Origin of the sequence: Pseudomonas triticicola, assembly GCF_019145375.1 — a bacterium.
Classification (GTDB): Bacteria; Pseudomonadota; Gammaproteobacteria; order Pseudomonadales; family Pseudomonadaceae; genus Aquipseudomonas; species Aquipseudomonas triticicola.
In genome coordinates, this window is sequence record NZ_JAHSTX010000001.1 from 2,877,134 (window position 1) to 2,893,629 (window position 16,496).

A 16,496-nucleotide genomic window follows, 5' to 3' on the forward strand; every position below is an offset into this window, starting at 1 on the left:
CATGCTGCGCAGCTTCGCGCTCTGGGGTATTCCTTTAGCCATCGCTGGACATAACAAAAACGAATTTCCTAGCAGGAGAGCAGCATGAAGCAGACGCAATACGTGGCTCGCGAGCCCGATGCGCAAGGTTTTATCGACTACCCCGCCGAAGAACATGCGGTGTGGAACACGCTGATCACTCGCCAGTTGAAGGTGATCGAAGGTCGCGCGTGCCAGGAATACCTGGACGGTATCGAAAAACTCGGTCTGCCCCACGACCGCATCCCGCAACTGGCCGAGATCAATAAAGTCCTCGGCGAGACCACTGGCTGGCAAGTTGCCCGGGTGCCAGCGCTGATTCCTTTCCAGACCTTTTTCGAGTTGCTTGCCAGCAAGCAATTCCCCGTCGCCACCTTCATTCGTACCCGCGAAGAACTCGACTACCTGCAAGAGCCGGACATCTTTCACGAGATCTTTGGTCATTGCCCGTTGCTGACCAACCCGTACTTCGCTGAATTCACCCACACCTACGGCAAGCTCGGCCTGCAAGCGACCAAGGAAGAGCGCGTGTATCTGGCACGGTTGTACTGGATGACCATCGAATTCGGTCTGGTCGACACCCCGCAGGGCAAGCGCATCTACGGCGGCGGAATTCTGTCCTCGCCGAAAGAAACCGTTTACTGCCTGTCGGACGAGCCCGAGCATCAGGTTTTCGATCCGCTGGAAGCCATGCGCACGCCGTATCGCATCGACATTCTGCAGCCGCTGTACTTCGTCCTGCCCAATCTCAAACGCCTGTTCGACGTGGCCCATGAAGACATCATGGCCATGGTTCGTCAGGGCATGCAGTTGGGCTTGCACGCGCCGAAATTTCCGCCGAAACCCAAAGCCGCCTGAACCGCGACTTTTGCTGACAATTGCGTCTGTCCGTCGCCGCCACTTTGCTTTAGCGTGACGGCATTGACGGCACACGCGCTTTAATAAAAAACACACTCGTTTTCAGGAATACACCATGTCGACTTTGAACCAAGCCCACTGCGAAGCCTGCCGCGCCGATGCGCCACAAGTCAGCGATGAAGAACTGCCGATCCTGATCAAGCAGATCCCTGACTGGAACATCGAAGTACGCGACGGCATCATGCAGTTGGAGAAAGTTTTCCTGTTCAAGAACTTCAAGCATGCGCTGGCCTTCACCAACGCCGTGGGCGAGATCTCCGAGGCCGAAGGTCACCACCCGGGCCTGCTGACCGAGTGGGGCAAAGTCACCGTGACCTGGTGGAGCCATTCGATCAAAGGCCTGCACCGCAACGACTTCATCATGGCTGCGCGCACTGACGAAGTGGCGAAGACCGCAGAAGGACGCAAGTAATGCACTTCGACGCCATCGGCCGGGTCCCCGGCGACCCGATTCTCGGTTTGATGGAGGCCTATGCGCTGGATGCCAATCCGCGCAAGTTCGACCTCGGCGTTGGCGTCTACAAGGATGCCCAGGGCCTGACGCCGATCCCGGAAGCGGTGAAAATCGCTGAAGCGCGACTGGTCGAAAGCCAGGACACCAAGACCTACATCGGTGGCCACGGCAATCCGCTGTTCGGCAAGGTCATCAATGAGCTGGTACTCGGTGCCGACTCGCAACTGATCACCGAACAACGCGCCGGCGCCACCCAGACCCCGGGCGGTACCGGTGCCTTGCGGCTGGCGGCAGACTTCATTGCGCAATGCCTGCCGGGCAAAGGCGTGTGGTTGAGCAACCCGACCTGGCCGATCCACGAAACCATTTTCGCCGCCGCCAAGGTCAAGGTCAGCCACTACCCGTACGTCGGCAGTGACAACCGCCTCGACGTCGAAGCGATGCTCGCCGTGCTCAGGGAAGTGCCGAAGGGTGACGTGGTGCTGCTGCATGCGTGCTGCCACAACCCGACCGGTTTCGACCTGAGCCATGACGACTGGAAGCGTGTGCTTGAAGTGGTGCGCAGCCGCGATTTGCTGCCGCTGATCGACTTTGCTTATCAGGGTTTTGGCGATGGCCTGGAGCAGGACGCGTGGTCGACCCGGTTGTTCGCGGCGCAAGTGCCGGAGCTGCTGATCACCAGTTCCTGCTCGAAGAACTTCGGCCTGTACCGCGACCGCACCGGTGCGCTGATCGTCTGCGCGACCAGCGCTGACAAGCTCATCGACATCCGCAGCCAACTGGCCAATATCGCCCGCAATCTGTGGTCGACGCCGCCGGATCACGGCGCGGCGGTGGTCGCGACCATCCTCGCCGACCCAGAGCTGAAAGCGCGCTGGGCCGATGAAGTGGAAGCCATGCGCTTGCGAATCGCGCAGTTGCGCAGCGGCTTGGTCGAGGCGCTGGAACCGCACGGTTTGCGCGAGCGTTTCGCGCACATCGGTGTGCAACGCGGGATGTTCTCCTACACCGGCCTGTCGCCGGAACAGGTGAAAACCCTGCGCGAGCGGCATAGCGTGTACATGGTCAGCTCCGGCCGCGCGAATGTCGCCGGCATCGACGCCACCCGCCTCGCATTGCTCGCTGACGCGATCGCTGACGCCTGCAAATAGTTTTTGCAGTACACAACCCGGTCGGAGCGGGCCCTTGTGGCGAGGGGATTCATCCCCGCCCGGCTGCGCAGCAGTCGTACACCGTTGCTCGCGGAGTGTCAGACATTCCGCGTATGCAGGGTCTGGGGCCGCTTCGCAGCCCAGCGGGGATAAATCCCCTCACCACAGGGCCCGTTCCCACATTTAGTTTTCGGTTGATCTCGCGCCCTGCGGCCATCTGTCGCATTAATTTGAATTAAAAGTCTGATTGTCATTTTTCCTGCTGTATCCTGCGCAGGCTTTGTAAAGCGCGGAGCACCTGATCTATCAACAGACTTAGCGAGGAGCGCACCCATGCACGAGATTCCCAATCTCCCCTTCCCAAGCCTGCACGTACCTGAGCAGACGACCCCGCAACACGCCGGTGCTGAAAAGCCCGAGCCGCAAGAAGCCGCTGACAGCCGCAAAGCCGACAGCGAAGAGTAAGACCCGCCGTACAGACCGTGTGGAAAGCGCTAACATGCGCTTTCCACACTGCCTGAAACCCGAGCCCGCCATGACCGACGAATTCTCCGAAAGCCAAGCTGCCGTGCTGATCGGCGCCACCGAGAAGATGATCGAGATCTGGAATCGCCTCTCGCCCGAGAAGCAAGCTGCCCTGCTCGAACGTTTCGGCAGCGAAGAAAACGCCCTCGCCGCCCTCGTCACCACGCAATTGGTGGCCCCGGCGAAATTCTGAAAGCGCCGCCCGGCAAATAGTTTTACTTTTCCCCGCCCCTGAACGGTTCACGCCGGTATCATGAGCAGCCTATCTAATCTGCTGCTCCCGTGGATCGTTACCCATGTCGTCTATATCCGAGCCCCAGCGTCCGCTGGCGGTTACGCTGCAAGTAGTCTCCATCGTCCTCTTCACCTTCATCGGTTACCTGAACATCGGCATCCCGCTCGCCGTGTTGCCGGGCTACGTCCACAGTGACCTGGGTTTCGGTGCGGTGATCGCCGGGCTGGTGATCAGCGTGCAATACCTCGCCACCCTGCTCAGCCGCCCGTACGCGGGCAAGATCATCGACAACCAGGGCAGCAAACGCGCAGTGATGATCGGCCTCGCTGGCTGTGGCTTGAGCGGTGTGTTCATGCTGATTTCCGCGTGGACGCCGAACCTGCCGCTGCTCAGTCTGATCAGCCTGTTGATCGGCCGTCTGGTGCTGGGCAGTGCGGAAAGCCTGGTCGGCTCGGGCTCGATTGGCTGGGGCATTGGTCGGGTTGGCGCGGCGAATACGGCGAAAGTGATTTCCTGGAACGGCATCGCCAGTTACGGCGCCCTGGCGATCGGCGCGCCGTTCGGTGTCTGGCTGGTGAGCCGGCTGGGGCTGTGGAGCATGGGCGTGAGCATCATCCTCCTCGCTTTGCTCGGTCTGGCGCTGGCATGGCCGAAGACCGCCGCGCCGATCGTCGCCGGTGAACGCCTGCCGTTCATGCATGTGCTGGGCAAAGTCTTCCCCCACGGCTGCGGGCTCGCGCTGGGCTCGATCGGCTTCGGCACCATCGCCACTTTCATCACCCTGTATTACGCGACCCAGCACTGGGACAACGCCGTGCTATGCCTGAGCCTGTTCGGTGCCAGCTTCATCGGCGCGCGGCTGCTGTTCGGCAATCTGATCAACCGCCTCGGCGGCTTCCGCGTGGCGATTGCCTGCCTGTCGGTGGAAACGTTGGGTTTGTTGTTGCTGTGGATCGCACCGGATGCACATTGGGCACTGGCCGGTGCGGCGCTGAGCGGCTTTGGCTTCTCGCTGGTATTCCCGGCGCTGGGCGTGGAAGCGGTGAATCTGGTGCCGGCCTCAAGCCGTGGCGCGGCGGTCGGTGCCTATTCGCTGTTCATTGATTTGTCGCTGGGGATCACCGGGCCGCTGGCCGGGGCGATCGCAGCAGGATTCGGTTTTGCTTCGATCTTCTTGTTCGCCGCATTTGCAGCGTTGAGCGGCCTTGGCTTGAGTGTCTATCTGTACAAGCACACGGCGAAGTATCGCGAGGTTTAGAAGTCCACCTTGCCGCGCCCGGCCTTGATGCTGCCGCGCTTGGTTTTCGACTCCAGCCGACGCTTCTTCGAACCGAGGGTCGGCTTGGTCGGACGACGTTTCTTTTCCACTTTGGTGGCGCTGAGAATCAGCTCGACCAGCCGCTCCAGCGCATCGGCGCGGTTGGCTTCCTGGGTGCGATATTGCTGCGCCTTGATGATCAGCACGCCGTCGCTGGTGATACGGCTGTCACGCAGCGCCAGCAGGCGTTCCTTGTAGAACTCCGGCAATGACGAGTTGGGAATGTCGAAGCGCAAATGCATGGCACTGGAGACCTTGTTGACGTTCTGTCCACCGGCGCCTTGCGCGCGGATGGCGGTCAATTCGATCTCGGCATCCGGCAGATGCACATTGTTGGAAATCACCAGCATGGAAAAGCGTCCGTAATCAGAGCGTGCAGGATAACCTGATTCACTCAACCTCTGTGGGAGCGAGCCTGCTCGCGAAGGCGGTGTGTCAGTCGGCATTTATGCAAGCTGGTACGACGCTTTCGCGAGCAGGCTCGCTCCCACAGGGGAATCTTTCGGGACCTCTGGAAACAACAAACCCGGCACTCTGGCCGGGTTTGTCGTTTCTGCCTGCGCGGTTATTTCGCCGTCGCAGCCACCACCGGCTGCACACTGCGCTTGTTCTTGATCAGGTAGCAGACCCACATGAACACCACCCACACCGGAATCGCGTACACCGAGATCTGAATCCCCGGGATCAGCAGCATCACGCCGAGGATGAACACCACGAATGCCAGGCAGACGAAGTTGCCGTACGGGTACCACAGCGCCTTGAACAGCGGCGTCTGTTTGGTCTGGTTCATGTGCTGGCGGAACTTGAAGTGCGAGTAGCTGATCATCGCCCAGTTGATCACCAGCGTCGCAACCACCAGCGACATCAGCAGTTCCAGCGCGTGCTGCGGGATCAGGTAGTTGAGCAGCACGGCAACCAGCGTCACTGCTGCCGACGCCAGAATCGAACGCACCGGCACGCCGCGCTTGTCGATCTTCGCCAGAGCTTTCGGCGCGTCACCCTGCTCGGCCATGCCCAGCAGCATACGGCTGTTGCAGTAGGTGCCGCTGTTGTACACCGACAGCGCGGCGGTCAGCACGACGAAATTGAGGATGTGCGCGGCGGTGTTGCTGCCGAGCATCGAGAACACTTGCACGAACGGGCTGCCGCTGTACGAATCGCCCGACGCATTGAGAGTTTCCAGCAGGCTGTCCCAAGGAGTCAGCGACAGCAGGATCACCAGTGCACCGATGTAGAAAATCAGGATGCGGTAGATCACCTGGTTGATCGCTTTCGGGATCACGGTTTTCGGCTTGTCGGCTTCAGCGGCGGTGAAACCGAGCATTTCCAGACCGCCGAAGGAGAACATGATGATCGCCATGGCCATCACCAGACCGCTCACCCCGTTGGGAAAGAAACCGCCGTGGGACCACAGGTTGGAGACCGAGGCTTGCGGGCCGCCATGGCCGCTGACCAGCAGGTAGCTGCCCAGCGCGATCATGCCGACAATCGCCACAACCTTGATGATCGCAAACCAGAATTCGGCTTCACCGAAGACTTTGACGTTGGCCAGGTTGATCGCGTTGATCAGCACGAAGAATGCAGCAGCGGAGACCCAGGTCGGGATGTCCGGCGCCCAGTAATGGATGTACTTGCCGACCGCTGTCAGCTCGGACATGCCCACCAGAATGTACAGAATCCAGCAGTTCCAACCCGAGAGGAAACCGGCGAAACCGCCCCAATATTTGTGCGCGAAATGGCTGAAGGAGCCGGCCACCGGCTCTTCGACGATCATTTCGCCGAGCTGGCGCATGATCATGAAGGCGATGAAGCCGCAAATGGCGTAGCCGAGGATCATCGACGGGCCGGCGGATTTCAGTACCCCGGCAGAACCGAGGAACAATCCGGTACCGATCGCGCCACCGAGGGCGATCAGTTGAATATGGCGATTTTTCAGGCCGCGCTTAAGCTCGCCTGATTGCGAGGGTTGTCCACTCATGAAAAAGGTCTCACGCAAGGTTTGATGATGTTCAGTAGACGTTCCTGCAAGGTTGCGATTTCAGGCAGCCCCGATCAAACCCCAGCGCAGGCACCAGGAGTTCAGCTCATTTACAACGGTCATGCGTCACCTGTTTGTTTTTATCTGTGACGAAATCGAACCCGGCACGCTTGTGGCGCGGCGGAGTGAACAAGGCGGATAGCCTCGAGATTTTTGCGATTACGCAGAGGGTCACAGTTAAAACGCGGCGCATTGTACACCGCTAACCCCCTGCTGCCAGACCCGCCTGATCAGCGTGTCGGTTGCCGGGATTGCATGTGTCCGCCTCGACAGTCTCGAGCGGCTGCAAAATGTGAGTCAGGCCTTTGCAGGCCATCGACGGGGACGAGGAGAAAACCGTCCCACGGGGAGAAGTGGAAATCAGTCGCGGCGTACATTGCGCCTCCTTCTTGTTATTCGCCTGCACGACAGGCTTGGGGCGCATCACACCCTGCCTGAAGGCTGGAAACAAGCGCGCCAGAGCCCTGCGTGGCGCACGCTGCGTCGGCTTACGGAAGCTTTTCCTTACAACGGAGGGCGAGACGGGAAATCACCGGGTTGGCGGGCCAGTACCGTCAGGTTTTCTTTACAACGCGTAACGAATATTTTCCGAATCAGAAATTTCTGTAGGACGTCTGCATATTGACGGTCGCTAGCTTGCTATCAATTTCACCGACCTAGTTTTTTGTTTTCAAATAAGAAAATTTATCCCGAAAAACAGAACAAAAAGTCTATTTAAAAATTAAATGGATAAATTTTTGCAATCACAAAAACGCTCAACTAGGTTCTTCACGTCTTACCGGCCACCTCGACCGGTCAGTCATAAACCGTGAAATTCTCTAGGAGATCGACCATGCAAGCACTGGAAAAAGACTTGGATACCGAACTGCAACTGGACGAATGGTTTGAAGCGCCAACCCATGAGGCCGCTGTGGAAATGATGCAAGCCGACGCGGTGGTTCCGTTCGGCACGGCGATGTGGCCTCTGTAAGACATCCCGGGCAGGCACGGTCCGGCCGGTCGTGCCTGCCGCTTCATTCCCCGGTCAGTCAGGGAGGATTCATGGACAAGCCCCGCGCCATCTCGCATTTCCTTTACTACCTCGAACATCACCCTGCCCTCGCCGGCCTCGACTCGGCGAAGGTCATGCTTGGCCACACCGCCGATTACGAAGCCCTGACCGGCGCCATTGCCGAACAGGCCGGCGAGCATCCGCGCTTTCAGTTCAGCGCCCGGCGCCTTGACTTGGAAAGCACCGCAGCGCTGTCCGCGGCGATTGCCGACAGCGATCTGTACATTTTCTTCTACGACTCTTCCACCCTGCCCAACCCGCGTCCCGATGGCCCGGAGTTCGTCCGCGCACTGCAAGCGGTCATGGCGGAAAACTGGAAGAAGTCGCTGCTTTTCAAGGATTACGGCGACTACTTCTACGACACTTTCAGCATCACCCCGCAGCGCATCGCCGGGCTCAACAGTCACCTGATCCAGCGCATGTCCCAGGCGACCACGCTGAGTTTCAAGGACGATCACGGCTCATGGTTCGAAACACCGATGAGCAGCATCAAGAAGTGGACCGACATCAACGGCGTCGGCAACTTCGACCTCGCCCCCGGCGAAATCGCCACCCACAGCGAAGCTATCAACGGCCATGTGAAGTTCAAGGGCACCTTCCTCAGCACCATCCCCTTTGCGCGCAAATACGGCGTGCTGGAATCACCGCTGGAGCTGTGGATCGAGAACTCGACCATCAGCCGCATCGCCACCGACGTGCCGGGGCTGGAACATGATTTCAACAAGTACCTGGATGCCAACCCGTCGAACCGGCGGATTGAGGAGTTGGGGATTGGCACCAATGAAGGCGTGAAGGATCTGTATGCGCGCAATGCCGGGTTTGAGGAGCGGCACTGTGGGCTGCATCTCGGATTGGGCGGTGGTGCCAAGGGCAGCCATCACCTGGATTTGATCTTTTCTGGCGGGGTGTTGGCGCTGGATGACAAACCAGTCTTCGACGGACGATTCGTGTTTTAAGCGACTGACGCCTTCGCGAGCAGGCTCGCTCCCACAGGGGAATTATGTAAGCCGCAGATGATCGTTCCCACGCTCCGCGTGGGAACGATCGGTGTCAGCACAGACTTTCGTCCAGACAAAAAAAACGCCAACCCTGAGGTTGGCGTTTTTGCTTCAGCTTGTAGCTTGCAGCTAGTAACTCACAGCTGCCTTATTCCGGTTTCTTGCGACCGAAACCCGGGCGCTGACCGGAACCGGCCGGTGCGCCGCGACGCTTGCCCGAGGGCTTGTCGCCGTCGACCAGTTTGATCCCCGGACGCTTCGGCGCCGGTTTGGCCGGGCGCTTGTTGGTGGTATCGGCTGGACGATCCGCTACCGGCGTACCACGACCGGCTGGTGCACGACCTTCGCCACGCTCAGTGCGACCGTTGGCCGGACGCGGTGCGCGCTCGCCGTCACGGGCGACTGGCTTGCGACCTGGACGCTCGCCTTCGATCTGCGGCTCACGGCTCGGGCGCGGCGCGGTGGGTGCGCCGGCGGCTGGACGCAAGGTACGCACGCGCTCGGTCTTGGCCATCGGCCGCGACGATTTGCGCTGCATGCGTTCGAGCTTGTCCTTGCTCTTGGCGTTCAGCTGCGGCATCGCCACCGGGGTCAGGCCGACTTCGGCGCTGAGCACGTCGACTTCGTACTGGCTCATTTCGCGCCAGCGGCCCATCGGCAGGTCGGAGTTGAGGAATACCGGACCGAAACGCACGCGCTTCAGACGGCTGACCACCAGACCCTGCGATTCCCACAGACGACGGACTTCACGGTTGCGCCCTTCCATGACCACGCAGTGGTACCAGTGGTTGAAACCTTCACCGCCCGGCGCCTGTTGAATGTCGGTGAAACGCGCCGGACCGTCTTCCAGCACCACGCCGGCCTTCAGACGTTCGATCATCTCGTCGTCGACTTCACCGCGTACACGCACGGCGTACTCGCGGTCCATCTCGTAGGACGGGTGCATCAGACGGTTGGCCAGTTCACCGTCGGTGGTGAACATCAGCAGACCGGTGGTGTTGATGTCGAGACGGCCGATGTTGATCCAGCGGCCTTCTTTCGGACGCGGCAGCTTGTCGAACACGGTCGGACGGCCTTCCGGGTCGTCACGGGTGCAGATTTCGCCGTCGGGCTTGTTGTACATGATCACGCGACGCACCGATTCGGCGGCCTCTTCGCGCTTGATCACCTTGCCATCGATGGTAATGGCGTCATGCATGTCGACGCGCAGGCCGAGGGTGGCGTCTTTGCCATTGACCTTGATCCGGCCCTGGCTGATCCAGGATTCCACGTCACGGCGCGAGCCGACGCCGATACGGGCGAGGACTTTCTGCAGCTTTTCGCCTGCTGGGCCGATTTCCTGGTCGTCTTTCTGATTGATGTCACTCATCTGGGCACCTCCCGGTGTGGTCTGTTCAGGCGGCGCCTGAAGTATTGAAAACTGGGTCCAGGCCGAAGGGATCGGCGAAGGGTCGCGAATCATACGCGGATGTGCGCCATCGCGCATCAGAGACTAGCTGATCGATTGCCGGTTATTTCTTTTTCCGCCGACCGGCACCACCGAGTTTGATCAGACGCAGCGCGGCTTCGGCCAGCACCGTGCGTTTGTCGTCCTTGTCGAGCTTCTTCCAGGCCTTGATCTCGCGCTTGCTGCGACCGCAACCGAGGCAGATGTCGTCGGAGAATTTGCAGAGGCTGATGCAGGGGTCTTTGGTTGAGCTCATCGCAATCTCCAGAACGACATTTCACCCTGTGGGAGCGAGCCTGCTCGCGAAGGCGCAGTGTCATTCAGTATCGATGTATCTGACACACCGCCTTCGCGAGCAGGCTCGCTCCCACAAGGGTCTACATTGGTTTCTCAATAGGCGTCATTCTTCGAACTCGCGCCGTTCGGCTTCGATTGCCTCAGCCAGCGCGCGGGCTTCGGCTTCTTCTTCGCTGAGTTCCGGTTCCGGCTGTTCGAGGGCGGCGACAACGGCCAGGAGTTTCTCGCGGGCTTCGGCGACACCGAGAATGTCTTCTTCCGGTTCGGCGTCAGGCGCCGCTTCAAGTTCAACTTCAACTTCAACAACCGGCGCGATGATCTCAGGCTCGGGCACCGGCGCTTCTCCATCCGCCGCATCGCGCAGCAAGTCGTCGAAGTCGGTCTTGATCCCCTCTTCCATGCTGTCCAGCTCCAGCAACAGGGAATGGAAACTGGTTTCTTCCTTTTCCTCCTCCGGCTCGGCGCTGGCGTCGGCCAGGTCCTGCAGACTCTGCGGCACCGGCGCGTCGTCGAAGTCGAGCACCGGTTCGGCTTCCATCTCGCGCAGTTCGGCCAGCGGCGGCAGGTCTTCGAGGTTTTTCAGGTTGAAGTGGTCGAGAAACGCCTTGGTCGTGGCGAACATCGCCGGTTTGCCCGGCACGTCGCGATAGCCGACGACGCGAATCCACTCACGCTCGAGCAAGGTTTTGACGATGTTGCTGTTGACCGCCACGCCACGCACGTCTTCGATTTCGCCACGAGTGATCGGCTGGCGATAGGCGATCAGCGCGATAGTCTCCAGCAACGCACGGGAATAGCGCTGCGGGCGTTCTTCCCAGAGACGGCCGACCCACGGCGAGAACTTCTCGCGGATCTGCAAGCGATAGCCCGACGACACTTCCTTGAGCTCGAAGGCACGGCCCTCGCAGGACTTGCCAAGCAGGGTCAGGGCTTTCTTGAAGACCGCCGGCTCCGGCCGCTCGCCTTCTTCGAACAGTTCAAACAGGCGCTCAAGGGATTGCGGCTTTCCCGAGGCCAACAGAAAGGCTTCAAGCAGGGGCGCCAGCTCGCGGGGTTCAGTCAGGTTCATACAGGGACTCGTTATTCGGCTCGGGCTCGCACGTGGATCGCGGCGAACGGCTCATTCTGCACCAGCTCGACCAAGGATTCCTTGACCAGTTCAAGGATCGCCATGAAGGTCACCACCACACCCAGGCGACCTTCTTCAGCGGTGAACAGCTCGACAAACGGCACGAAACCGCCGCCCTTGAGCCGTTCCAGCACATCACTCATGCGCTCGCGGGTGGACAGCGCTTCACGGCTGACCTGGTGGCTTTCGAACATATCGCCACGGCGCAGGACTTCAGCCATGCACATCAGAATCTCTTCCAGCGCGACGTCGGGCAACAGCTTGCGCGCCCGCGCTTCCGGGGCGTCGAGCTTGGGCACGATCACATCCCGGCCGACCCGGCTCAGCCCATCGATACCTTCAGCGGCAGCCTTGAAGCGCTCGTATTCCTGCAAGCGGCGGATCAGTTCAGCGCGCGGGTCGTCTTCTTCATCTTCAACGGTTTCGGCGCGCGGCAGAAGCATGCGCGATTTGATCTCGGCAAGCATCGCCGCCATCACCAGATATTCGGCGGCCAGCTCCAGACGCACCGATTGCATCAACTCGACGTAGCCCATGTACTGGCGGGTGATTTCCGCCACCGGGATGTCGAGGATATTGATGTTCTGTTTGCGAATCAGGTACAGCAGCAGGTCGAGCGGGCCTTCGAAGGCCTCAAGAAAGACTTCCAGCGCATCCGGCGGGATGTACAGGTCCAGCGGCATTTCCATGACCGCCTGGCCATAGACCATCGCGAACGGCAGTTCCTGCTGGGCGCCGGCCTGGGGATCGACCACGGTTTCCACTGCGGACATTCAGGCCTCGACCATGAACGGCGTCGGATCGCCGCAACCAACGCGGACCACTTCCGGGTCATCGCCGGTCAGGTCAATCACCGTTGAGGCCTTGATACCGCCAAAACCGCCGTCGATGATCAGATCGACCTGATGCTCAAGCAACTGGCGCATTTCGTAAGGATCGCTGAGCGGGTCTTCATCGCCGGGCATGATCAGCGTCACGCTCATCAGCGGCTCGCCGAGTTCGGCCAGCAGCGCCAGCGCGATCGGATGGCTTGGCACGCGCAGGCCGATGGTGCGTTTTTTCGGATGCAGCAACAGGCGCGGCACTTCGCGGGTGGCGTTGAGAATAAAGGTGTAAGGCCCCGGCAGGTGCGCCTTGAGAATGCGGAAGGTGCCGGTGTCGATCTTGGCGTAATTGCCCAGTTGCGACAGGTCGCTGCAGATCAGCGCGAAGTTGTGCTTTTCATCGAGCTGACGCAGCCGTCGCACACGCTCGATGGCAGTCTTGTCGCCGATCTGGCAACCAATGGCATAGGACGAGTCCGTGGGATAAATCACCACCCCGCCCTTGCGGATGATCTCGACCGCCTGTTTGATCAGGCGCGCTTGCGGGTTTTCCGGATGTATCTGGAAAAATTGACTCACATTCTCTACCTGTTCAGACGGCGGCAATATCTGTGTCATGTTTGAACCGACACCACAGGGGTGGAAGGTCCTCGGGAACCGGCCGGTACTGGCCGATCTCGGACCAGCCGCCAGGGCCATGGAAGTCACTGCCGGCGCTGACCAGCAGACCGAACTCACGGGCAAGGATCGCCAGGCTGCCCACCTGTTCTGCGGGCTGATGGCCATTGACCACCTCGATAGCATGCCCGCCTGCTTGAATATAGTCGGCAATCAGCTTTCGGCGCTTGCTACGGGTGAAATCGTAGTGCCATGGATGCGCCAGGCTGACCCAGGCTCCGGCGGCGCGCAGGGTGCCGACGGTGTCTTCCAGGGTCGGCCAGTGCAGTTTGACGTCGCCGAGTTTGCCGGCGCCGAGCCATTTGCGAAATGCCTCGGCGCGATCCTTTACATAACCTTCACGCACCATCCAGTCGGCGAAATGCGGCCGGGCCGGCGCGTTGCCGCTGTCGCCCAGTTCCTGCTGGATCTGCCGGGCGCCGTCGAGGGCACCGGGCATCCCCTTGAGGGCGAGCTTGCGGCTTATTTCTTCCGACCGCAGCCAGCGGCCATCGTGCAATTTGGCGATCGCTTCAACCAGCGGCGCAGCGTTGACGTCGAAACCGTAGCCCAATACGTGAATGGTCGCCCCGCCCCAGGTGCAGGACAATTCGACGCCGTTGACCAGTTGCATGCCCAACTCGCTGGCGGCAGTACGCGCCTCGGCGAGCCCCTCCAGAGTGTCGTGGTCGGTCAACGCCAGGACTCGCACGCCGTTTTCGAACGCTCGCGCAACCAGAACCGCAGGCGCCAGGGCGCCGTCGGAGGCCGTGCTGTGGCAGTGCAAATCAACATTCACGGGGAGTTGTAACCTCAAATCAGCTGGCGCTATCGCGCGCCCATATGTTTGTTATTATGCCGCCACATCCAGCTTCTGGCTCTCACTGTGAAACAATTCATCGATTTCATCCCGCTTCTGCTGTTTTTCATCGTTTACAAACTTGATCCACGGGTCGTAGACATTGCCGGCCAGCAAGTGACCGTAGGCGGTATCTACAGCGCCACGGCGATGCTGATCATCAGTTCCCTGGTGGTGTACGGCGCGCTGTTCATCAAGCAGCGCAAGCTGGAAAAGAGCCAATGGCTGACGCTGATCGCCTGCCTGGTATTCGGCAGCCTGACGCTAGCCTTCCACAGCGAAACCTTCCTGAAATGGAAAGCGCCGGTGGTCAACTGGCTGTTCGCTGCGGCGTTCATCGGCAGCCATTTCATCGGCGATCGCCTGCTGATCAAACGCATAATGGGCCACGCGCTGACCCTGCCGGACCCGGTCTGGACGCGCCTGAACATCGCCTGGATCGGCTTCTTCCTGTTTTGCGGCGCGGCCAACCTGTTCGTCGCCTTCACTTTCCAGAGCATCTGGGTCGACTTCAAGGTGTTCGGCAGCCTGGGCATGACCGTGCTGTTCCTGGTCGCACAGGGCGTTTACCTGTCGCGCCATCTGCATGACACCGATACCACAACGCCTAAAACCGAGGACTGACATGCTCTACGCCATCATTGCCACCGACGTTGCCAACTCGCTGGAAGCTCGCCTGTCCGCGCGCCCGGCGCATCTGGAACGCCTGCAAGCGCTCAAGGGCGAAGGCCGCATCGTGCTGGCCGGCCCGCACCCGGCCGTCGACAGCAATGATCCGGGCGCAGCGGGTTTCACCGGCAGCCTGATCGTCGCCGAGTTCGACTCCCTCAGCGCCGCCCAGGCCTGGGCGGATGCCGATCCGTACATTGCCGCCGGCGTTTACGCCAATGTGATCGTCAAGCCGTTCAAGCAAGTCCTGCCGTAATCCCGCTATTGAAATGCCGACGGGTTTTATGTGGCGAGGGGATTCATTCCCGCTGGGTGGCGAAGCCGCCCCAAAACCCATCCAACGCGGTGTGTCTGACACACCGCATGCTCCCATTTCAGGACTGCTACGCAGCCCAACGGGGCGGTGCGACGTTTCGCTAAATCCCCTCGCCACAGAATATTCATCAGCCACAAATTATTTGTCAGCCACCAACATCACGTCCTGCGCAGTGAACCTTCTCGCTTCTCACCCATCTCAATCGCTCATTATTCTCGTTTGCCTGCCGACAACCTGCCCAATATCCATTTGGAAACAGGTGTCGCGATGCGCAAGGGTCCGTTGTGTCTGATGTTGCTCACGTTGTCGATCATGGCCCCCGCCCATGGTGAGGAAACCACCGAAAGCGGCAGCTCCACACCATTGTCATTGAGCGCCGGCAGCCAGATCACCGAGCTGCAACAGCGGCTCAAGGCCAGTGAGCAGCAGCGCGAAGAACTGAACAAACAACTGCAAAATGCCGACAACACTCGCGAAAGCGCCCAGCTCGCCCGGCTGCGCCAGGAGAACCAGCGTCTGAAGCTGCAACTCAAGGAAGCCCAGGCCAGCCCGCTGCCGCGTTTGCTGACCGATCAACAGCAGTGGTTCGTCACTGGCGCCGGGGTAGCGCTATTGGCGCTGCTCTGCGGTATCTTTGCCAGTGGTGCAAGCCGAAAACGTCGGCAATGGCTAAATTGAGTGAGTCATGAGCGAGCTGTTACTGATTGATGATGACCAGGAGTTGTGCGAACTCCTGAGTAGCTGGTTGAGCCAGGAAGGCTTCCAGGTGCGCGCCTGCCACGACGGCCAGAGCGCCCGCAAGGCGTTGGCCGAAACCGCCCCGGCGGCGGTAGTGCTGGACGTGATGCTGCCCGACGGCAGCGGTCTGGAACTGCTCAAGCAATTGCGCAACGACCACGCCGACCTGCCGGTGCTGATGCTGTCAGCGCGTGGCGAACCGCTGGACCGCATCCTCGGCCTCGAACTGGGCGCCGACGATTACCTGGCCAAACCCTGCGACCCCCGCGAACTGACCGCGCGCCTGCGCGCCGTGTTGCGCCGCAGCCACCCGGCCGCCGTATCGACGCAACTTGAGCTGGGTGATCTGAGTTTCAGCCCGGTGCGCGGCGTAGTCAGCATCGACGAAAAAGAACTGACCCTGACCGTCTCCGAAAGCCGCCTGCTCGAAGCCCTGCTCAAACAGCCGGGCGAGCCGCTGGACAAACAGGAACTGGCGCAACTGGCCCTCGGCCGCAAGCTGACCCTGTACGACCGCAGCCTCGACATGCACGTCAGCAACCTGCGCAAAAAAATCGGCCCCCACCCCGACGGCCGCCCGCGCATCGTTGCGTTGCGTAGCCGTGGTTACTACTACAGCCTGTAAAACCATCTTGTTCCGTGTACGAGCTGCCCAAGGCGGCGATCTTCAGGCTGCAGGACGCAGAGCGTCCTCGGCTGCATTCCCACGCAGAGCGTGGGAACGATCAGATCGCAGCCTTCAGCACCTCCTGCACTGGATATGTGTAAGGCCGGGCACGAAGCGTCTTTACCGAAGCTTTACGCTGCGCTGACCGCCGCTGACCTTGATCTGCGTAATCTGAACTCATCCGGAA

Annotated in this window: 20 protein-coding genes; 12 read left to right on the top strand and 8 right to left on the bottom strand. The window is 60.4% G+C overall.

Features of this window, described 5'->3' with window-relative positions:
- Nucleotides 1-84: 84 nt before the first annotated feature.
- The 6 genes from phhA (at nt 85) to KVG85_RS12775 (ending at nt 4,559) form a co-directional block, all read left to right on the top strand.
- Nucleotides 85-876: a phenylalanine 4-monooxygenase gene (phhA, locus tag KVG85_RS12755; protein WP_056783748.1), complete on the top strand. Its 792-nt coding sequence runs from the start codon at nt 85-87 to the stop codon at nt 874-876.
- A gap of 115 nt (nt 877-991) precedes the next feature.
- Nucleotides 992-1,348, top strand: a complete 357-nt coding sequence (locus KVG85_RS12760; RefSeq protein WP_016771115.1) for a 4a-hydroxytetrahydrobiopterin dehydratase — start codon at nt 992-994, stop codon at nt 1,346-1,348.
- The gene (locus KVG85_RS12765; RefSeq protein ID WP_217864022.1) at nt 1,348-2,541 is read left to right on the top strand and encodes an amino acid aminotransferase; all 1,194 of its coding nucleotides are present in this window, start codon (nt 1,348-1,350) and stop codon (nt 2,539-2,541) included. Before KVG85_RS12760 ends, KVG85_RS12765 begins: the two co-directional genes overlap by 1 nt.
- A 333-nt stretch (nt 2,542-2,874) precedes the next feature.
- Nucleotides 2,875-3,006 (top strand): hypothetical protein, encoded by a 132-nt coding sequence (locus KVG85_RS26065; protein WP_016771117.1) that lies wholly within the window; start codon nt 2,875-2,877, stop codon nt 3,004-3,006.
- A 70-nt stretch (nt 3,007-3,076) separates the two neighbouring features.
- Complete coding sequence (locus tag KVG85_RS12770) at nt 3,077-3,259, top strand: hypothetical protein (RefSeq protein WP_217864976.1); 183 nt, start codon at nt 3,077-3,079, stop codon at nt 3,257-3,259.
- Nucleotides 3,260-3,371: 112 nt separating this feature from the next.
- Nucleotides 3,372-4,559 carry an MFS transporter gene (locus tag KVG85_RS12775; RefSeq protein ID WP_041479047.1) on the top strand — a complete coding sequence of 396 codons (1,188 nt, stop codon included), beginning with the start codon at nt 3,372-3,374 and terminating at the stop codon, nt 4,557-4,559.
- On the opposite strand, the gene arfB is transcribed toward KVG85_RS12775, so the two are convergent.
- Both arfB and KVG85_RS12785 read right to left on the bottom strand, forming a co-directional pair.
- Nucleotides 4,556-4,969, bottom strand: a complete 414-nt coding sequence (gene arfB, locus KVG85_RS12780) for an alternative ribosome rescue aminoacyl-tRNA hydrolase ArfB (RefSeq protein WP_016771119.1) — start codon at nt 4,967-4,969, stop codon at nt 4,556-4,558. The two genes, KVG85_RS12775 and arfB, sit on opposite strands and share 4 nt — an antisense overlap.
- A gap of 215 nt (nt 4,970-5,184) precedes the next feature.
- Nucleotides 5,185-6,597, bottom strand: coding sequence for an amino acid permease (locus tag KVG85_RS12785; RefSeq protein ID WP_217864023.1), 1,413 nt, complete (start codon nt 6,595-6,597; stop codon nt 5,185-5,187).
- 892 nt (nt 6,598-7,489) lie between these two features.
- Here KVG85_RS12785 and KVG85_RS12790 point away from each other — a divergent pair.
- Nucleotides 7,490-7,627 (top strand): hypothetical protein, encoded by a 138-nt coding sequence (locus tag KVG85_RS12790; protein ID WP_003222780.1) that lies wholly within the window; start codon nt 7,490-7,492, stop codon nt 7,625-7,627.
- Nucleotides 7,628-7,698: 71 nt separating this feature from the next.
- Complete coding sequence (locus KVG85_RS12795; RefSeq protein WP_076566543.1) at nt 7,699-8,664, top strand: M29 family metallopeptidase; 966 nt, start codon at nt 7,699-7,701, stop codon at nt 8,662-8,664.
- A gap of 190 nt (nt 8,665-8,854) precedes the next feature.
- Here KVG85_RS12795 and rluB read toward each other — a convergent pair whose 3' ends face one another.
- The 6 genes from rluB to KVG85_RS12825 all read right to left on the bottom strand — a co-directional run bounded on the left by rluB (nt 8,855) and on the right by KVG85_RS12825 (nt 13,859).
- Complete coding sequence (gene rluB / locus KVG85_RS12800; RefSeq protein ID WP_024012076.1) at nt 8,855-10,075, bottom strand: 23S rRNA pseudouridine(2605) synthase RluB; 1,221 nt, start codon at nt 10,073-10,075, stop codon at nt 8,855-8,857.
- 142 nt (nt 10,076-10,217) lie between these two features.
- Nucleotides 10,218-10,409 carry a DUF1289 domain-containing protein gene (locus tag KVG85_RS12805; RefSeq protein WP_016771121.1) on the bottom strand — a complete coding sequence of 64 codons (192 nt, stop codon included), beginning with the start codon at nt 10,407-10,409 and terminating at the stop codon, nt 10,218-10,220.
- 144 nt (nt 10,410-10,553) lie between these two features.
- On the bottom strand, nt 10,554-11,519 hold the full coding sequence (gene scpB / locus KVG85_RS12810; protein WP_217864024.1) for an SMC-Scp complex subunit ScpB: 966 nt from the start codon (nt 11,517-11,519) through the stop codon (nt 10,554-10,556).
- A gap of 11 nt (nt 11,520-11,530) precedes the next feature.
- Entirely contained in the window at nt 11,531-12,352 is an 822-nt protein-coding gene (locus KVG85_RS12815) for a segregation and condensation protein A (RefSeq protein WP_024012074.1), read from the bottom strand.
- Nucleotides 12,353-12,982 carry an L-threonylcarbamoyladenylate synthase gene (locus tag KVG85_RS12820; protein WP_016771124.1) on the bottom strand — a complete coding sequence of 210 codons (630 nt, stop codon included), beginning with the start codon at nt 12,980-12,982 and terminating at the stop codon, nt 12,353-12,355.
- 13 nt (nt 12,983-12,995) lie between these two features.
- Nucleotides 12,996-13,859 carry a PHP domain-containing protein gene (locus tag KVG85_RS12825; protein WP_110645044.1) on the bottom strand — a complete coding sequence of 288 codons (864 nt, stop codon included), beginning with the start codon at nt 13,857-13,859 and terminating at the stop codon, nt 12,996-12,998.
- Between the two features lie 87 nt (nt 13,860-13,946).
- Between KVG85_RS12825 and KVG85_RS12830 the strand changes: the two genes are divergently transcribed.
- The 4 genes from KVG85_RS12830 to KVG85_RS12845 all read left to right on the top strand — a co-directional run bounded on the left by KVG85_RS12830 (nt 13,947) and on the right by KVG85_RS12845 (nt 16,267).
- Entirely contained in the window at nt 13,947-14,543 is a 597-nt protein-coding gene (locus tag KVG85_RS12830; protein ID WP_016771126.1) for a septation protein A, read from the top strand.
- A gap of 1 nt (nt 14,544) precedes the next feature.
- Nucleotides 14,545-14,844, top strand: a complete 300-nt coding sequence (locus KVG85_RS12835; protein ID WP_016771127.1) for a YciI family protein — start codon at nt 14,545-14,547, stop codon at nt 14,842-14,844.
- 327 nt (nt 14,845-15,171) lie between these two features.
- On the top strand, nt 15,172-15,582 hold the full coding sequence (locus KVG85_RS12840) for an SH3 domain-containing protein (protein WP_016771128.1): 411 nt from the start codon (nt 15,172-15,174) through the stop codon (nt 15,580-15,582).
- A 7-nt stretch (nt 15,583-15,589) separates the two neighbouring features.
- Nucleotides 15,590-16,267 (top strand): response regulator transcription factor, encoded by a 678-nt coding sequence (locus tag KVG85_RS12845; protein WP_016771129.1) that lies wholly within the window; start codon nt 15,590-15,592, stop codon nt 16,265-16,267.
- Nucleotides 16,268-16,496 lie beyond the last annotated feature (229 nt).

Bases quoted from the DNA above. Each gene is read 5' to 3' on its own strand.
- phhA (WP_056783748.1), top strand. From the start codon at position 85: ATGAAGCAGACGCAATACGTGGCTCGCGAGCCCGATGCGCAAGGTTTT.
- KVG85_RS12760 (WP_016771115.1), top strand. From the start codon at position 992: ATGTCGACTTTGAACCAAGCCCACTGCGAAGCCTGCCGCGCCGATGCG.
- KVG85_RS12765 (WP_217864022.1), top strand. From the start codon at position 1,348: ATGCACTTCGACGCCATCGGCCGGGTCCCCGGCGACCCGATTCTCGGT.
- KVG85_RS26065 (WP_016771117.1), top strand. From the start codon at position 2,875: ATGCACGAGATTCCCAATCTCCCCTTCCCAAGCCTGCACGTACCTGAG.
- KVG85_RS12770 (WP_217864976.1), top strand. From the start codon at position 3,077: ATGACCGACGAATTCTCCGAAAGCCAAGCTGCCGTGCTGATCGGCGCC.
- arfB (WP_016771119.1), bottom strand. From the start codon at position 4,969: ATGCTGGTGATTTCCAACAATGTGCATCTGCCGGATGCCGAGATCGAA.
- KVG85_RS12785 (WP_217864023.1), bottom strand. From the start codon at position 6,597: ATGAGTGGACAACCCTCGCAATCAGGCGAGCTTAAGCGCGGCCTGAAA.
- KVG85_RS12790 (WP_003222780.1), top strand. From the start codon at position 7,490: ATGCAAGCACTGGAAAAAGACTTGGATACCGAACTGCAACTGGACGAA.
- KVG85_RS12795 (WP_076566543.1), top strand. From the start codon at position 7,699: ATGGACAAGCCCCGCGCCATCTCGCATTTCCTTTACTACCTCGAACAT.
- rluB (WP_024012076.1), bottom strand. From the start codon at position 10,075: ATGAGTGACATCAATCAGAAAGACGACCAGGAAATCGGCCCAGCAGGC.
- KVG85_RS12805 (WP_016771121.1), bottom strand. From the start codon at position 10,409: ATGAGCTCAACCAAAGACCCCTGCATCAGCCTCTGCAAATTCTCCGAC.
- scpB (WP_217864024.1), bottom strand. From the start codon at position 11,519: ATGAACCTGACTGAACCCCGCGAGCTGGCGCCCCTGCTTGAAGCCTTT.
- KVG85_RS12815 (WP_024012074.1), bottom strand. From the start codon at position 12,352: ATGTCCGCAGTGGAAACCGTGGTCGATCCCCAGGCCGGCGCCCAGCAG.
- KVG85_RS12835 (WP_016771127.1), top strand. From the start codon at position 14,545: ATGCTCTACGCCATCATTGCCACCGACGTTGCCAACTCGCTGGAAGCT.
- KVG85_RS12840 (WP_016771128.1), top strand. From the start codon at position 15,172: ATGCGCAAGGGTCCGTTGTGTCTGATGTTGCTCACGTTGTCGATCATG.
- KVG85_RS12845 (WP_016771129.1), top strand. From the start codon at position 15,590: ATGAGCGAGCTGTTACTGATTGATGATGACCAGGAGTTGTGCGAACTC.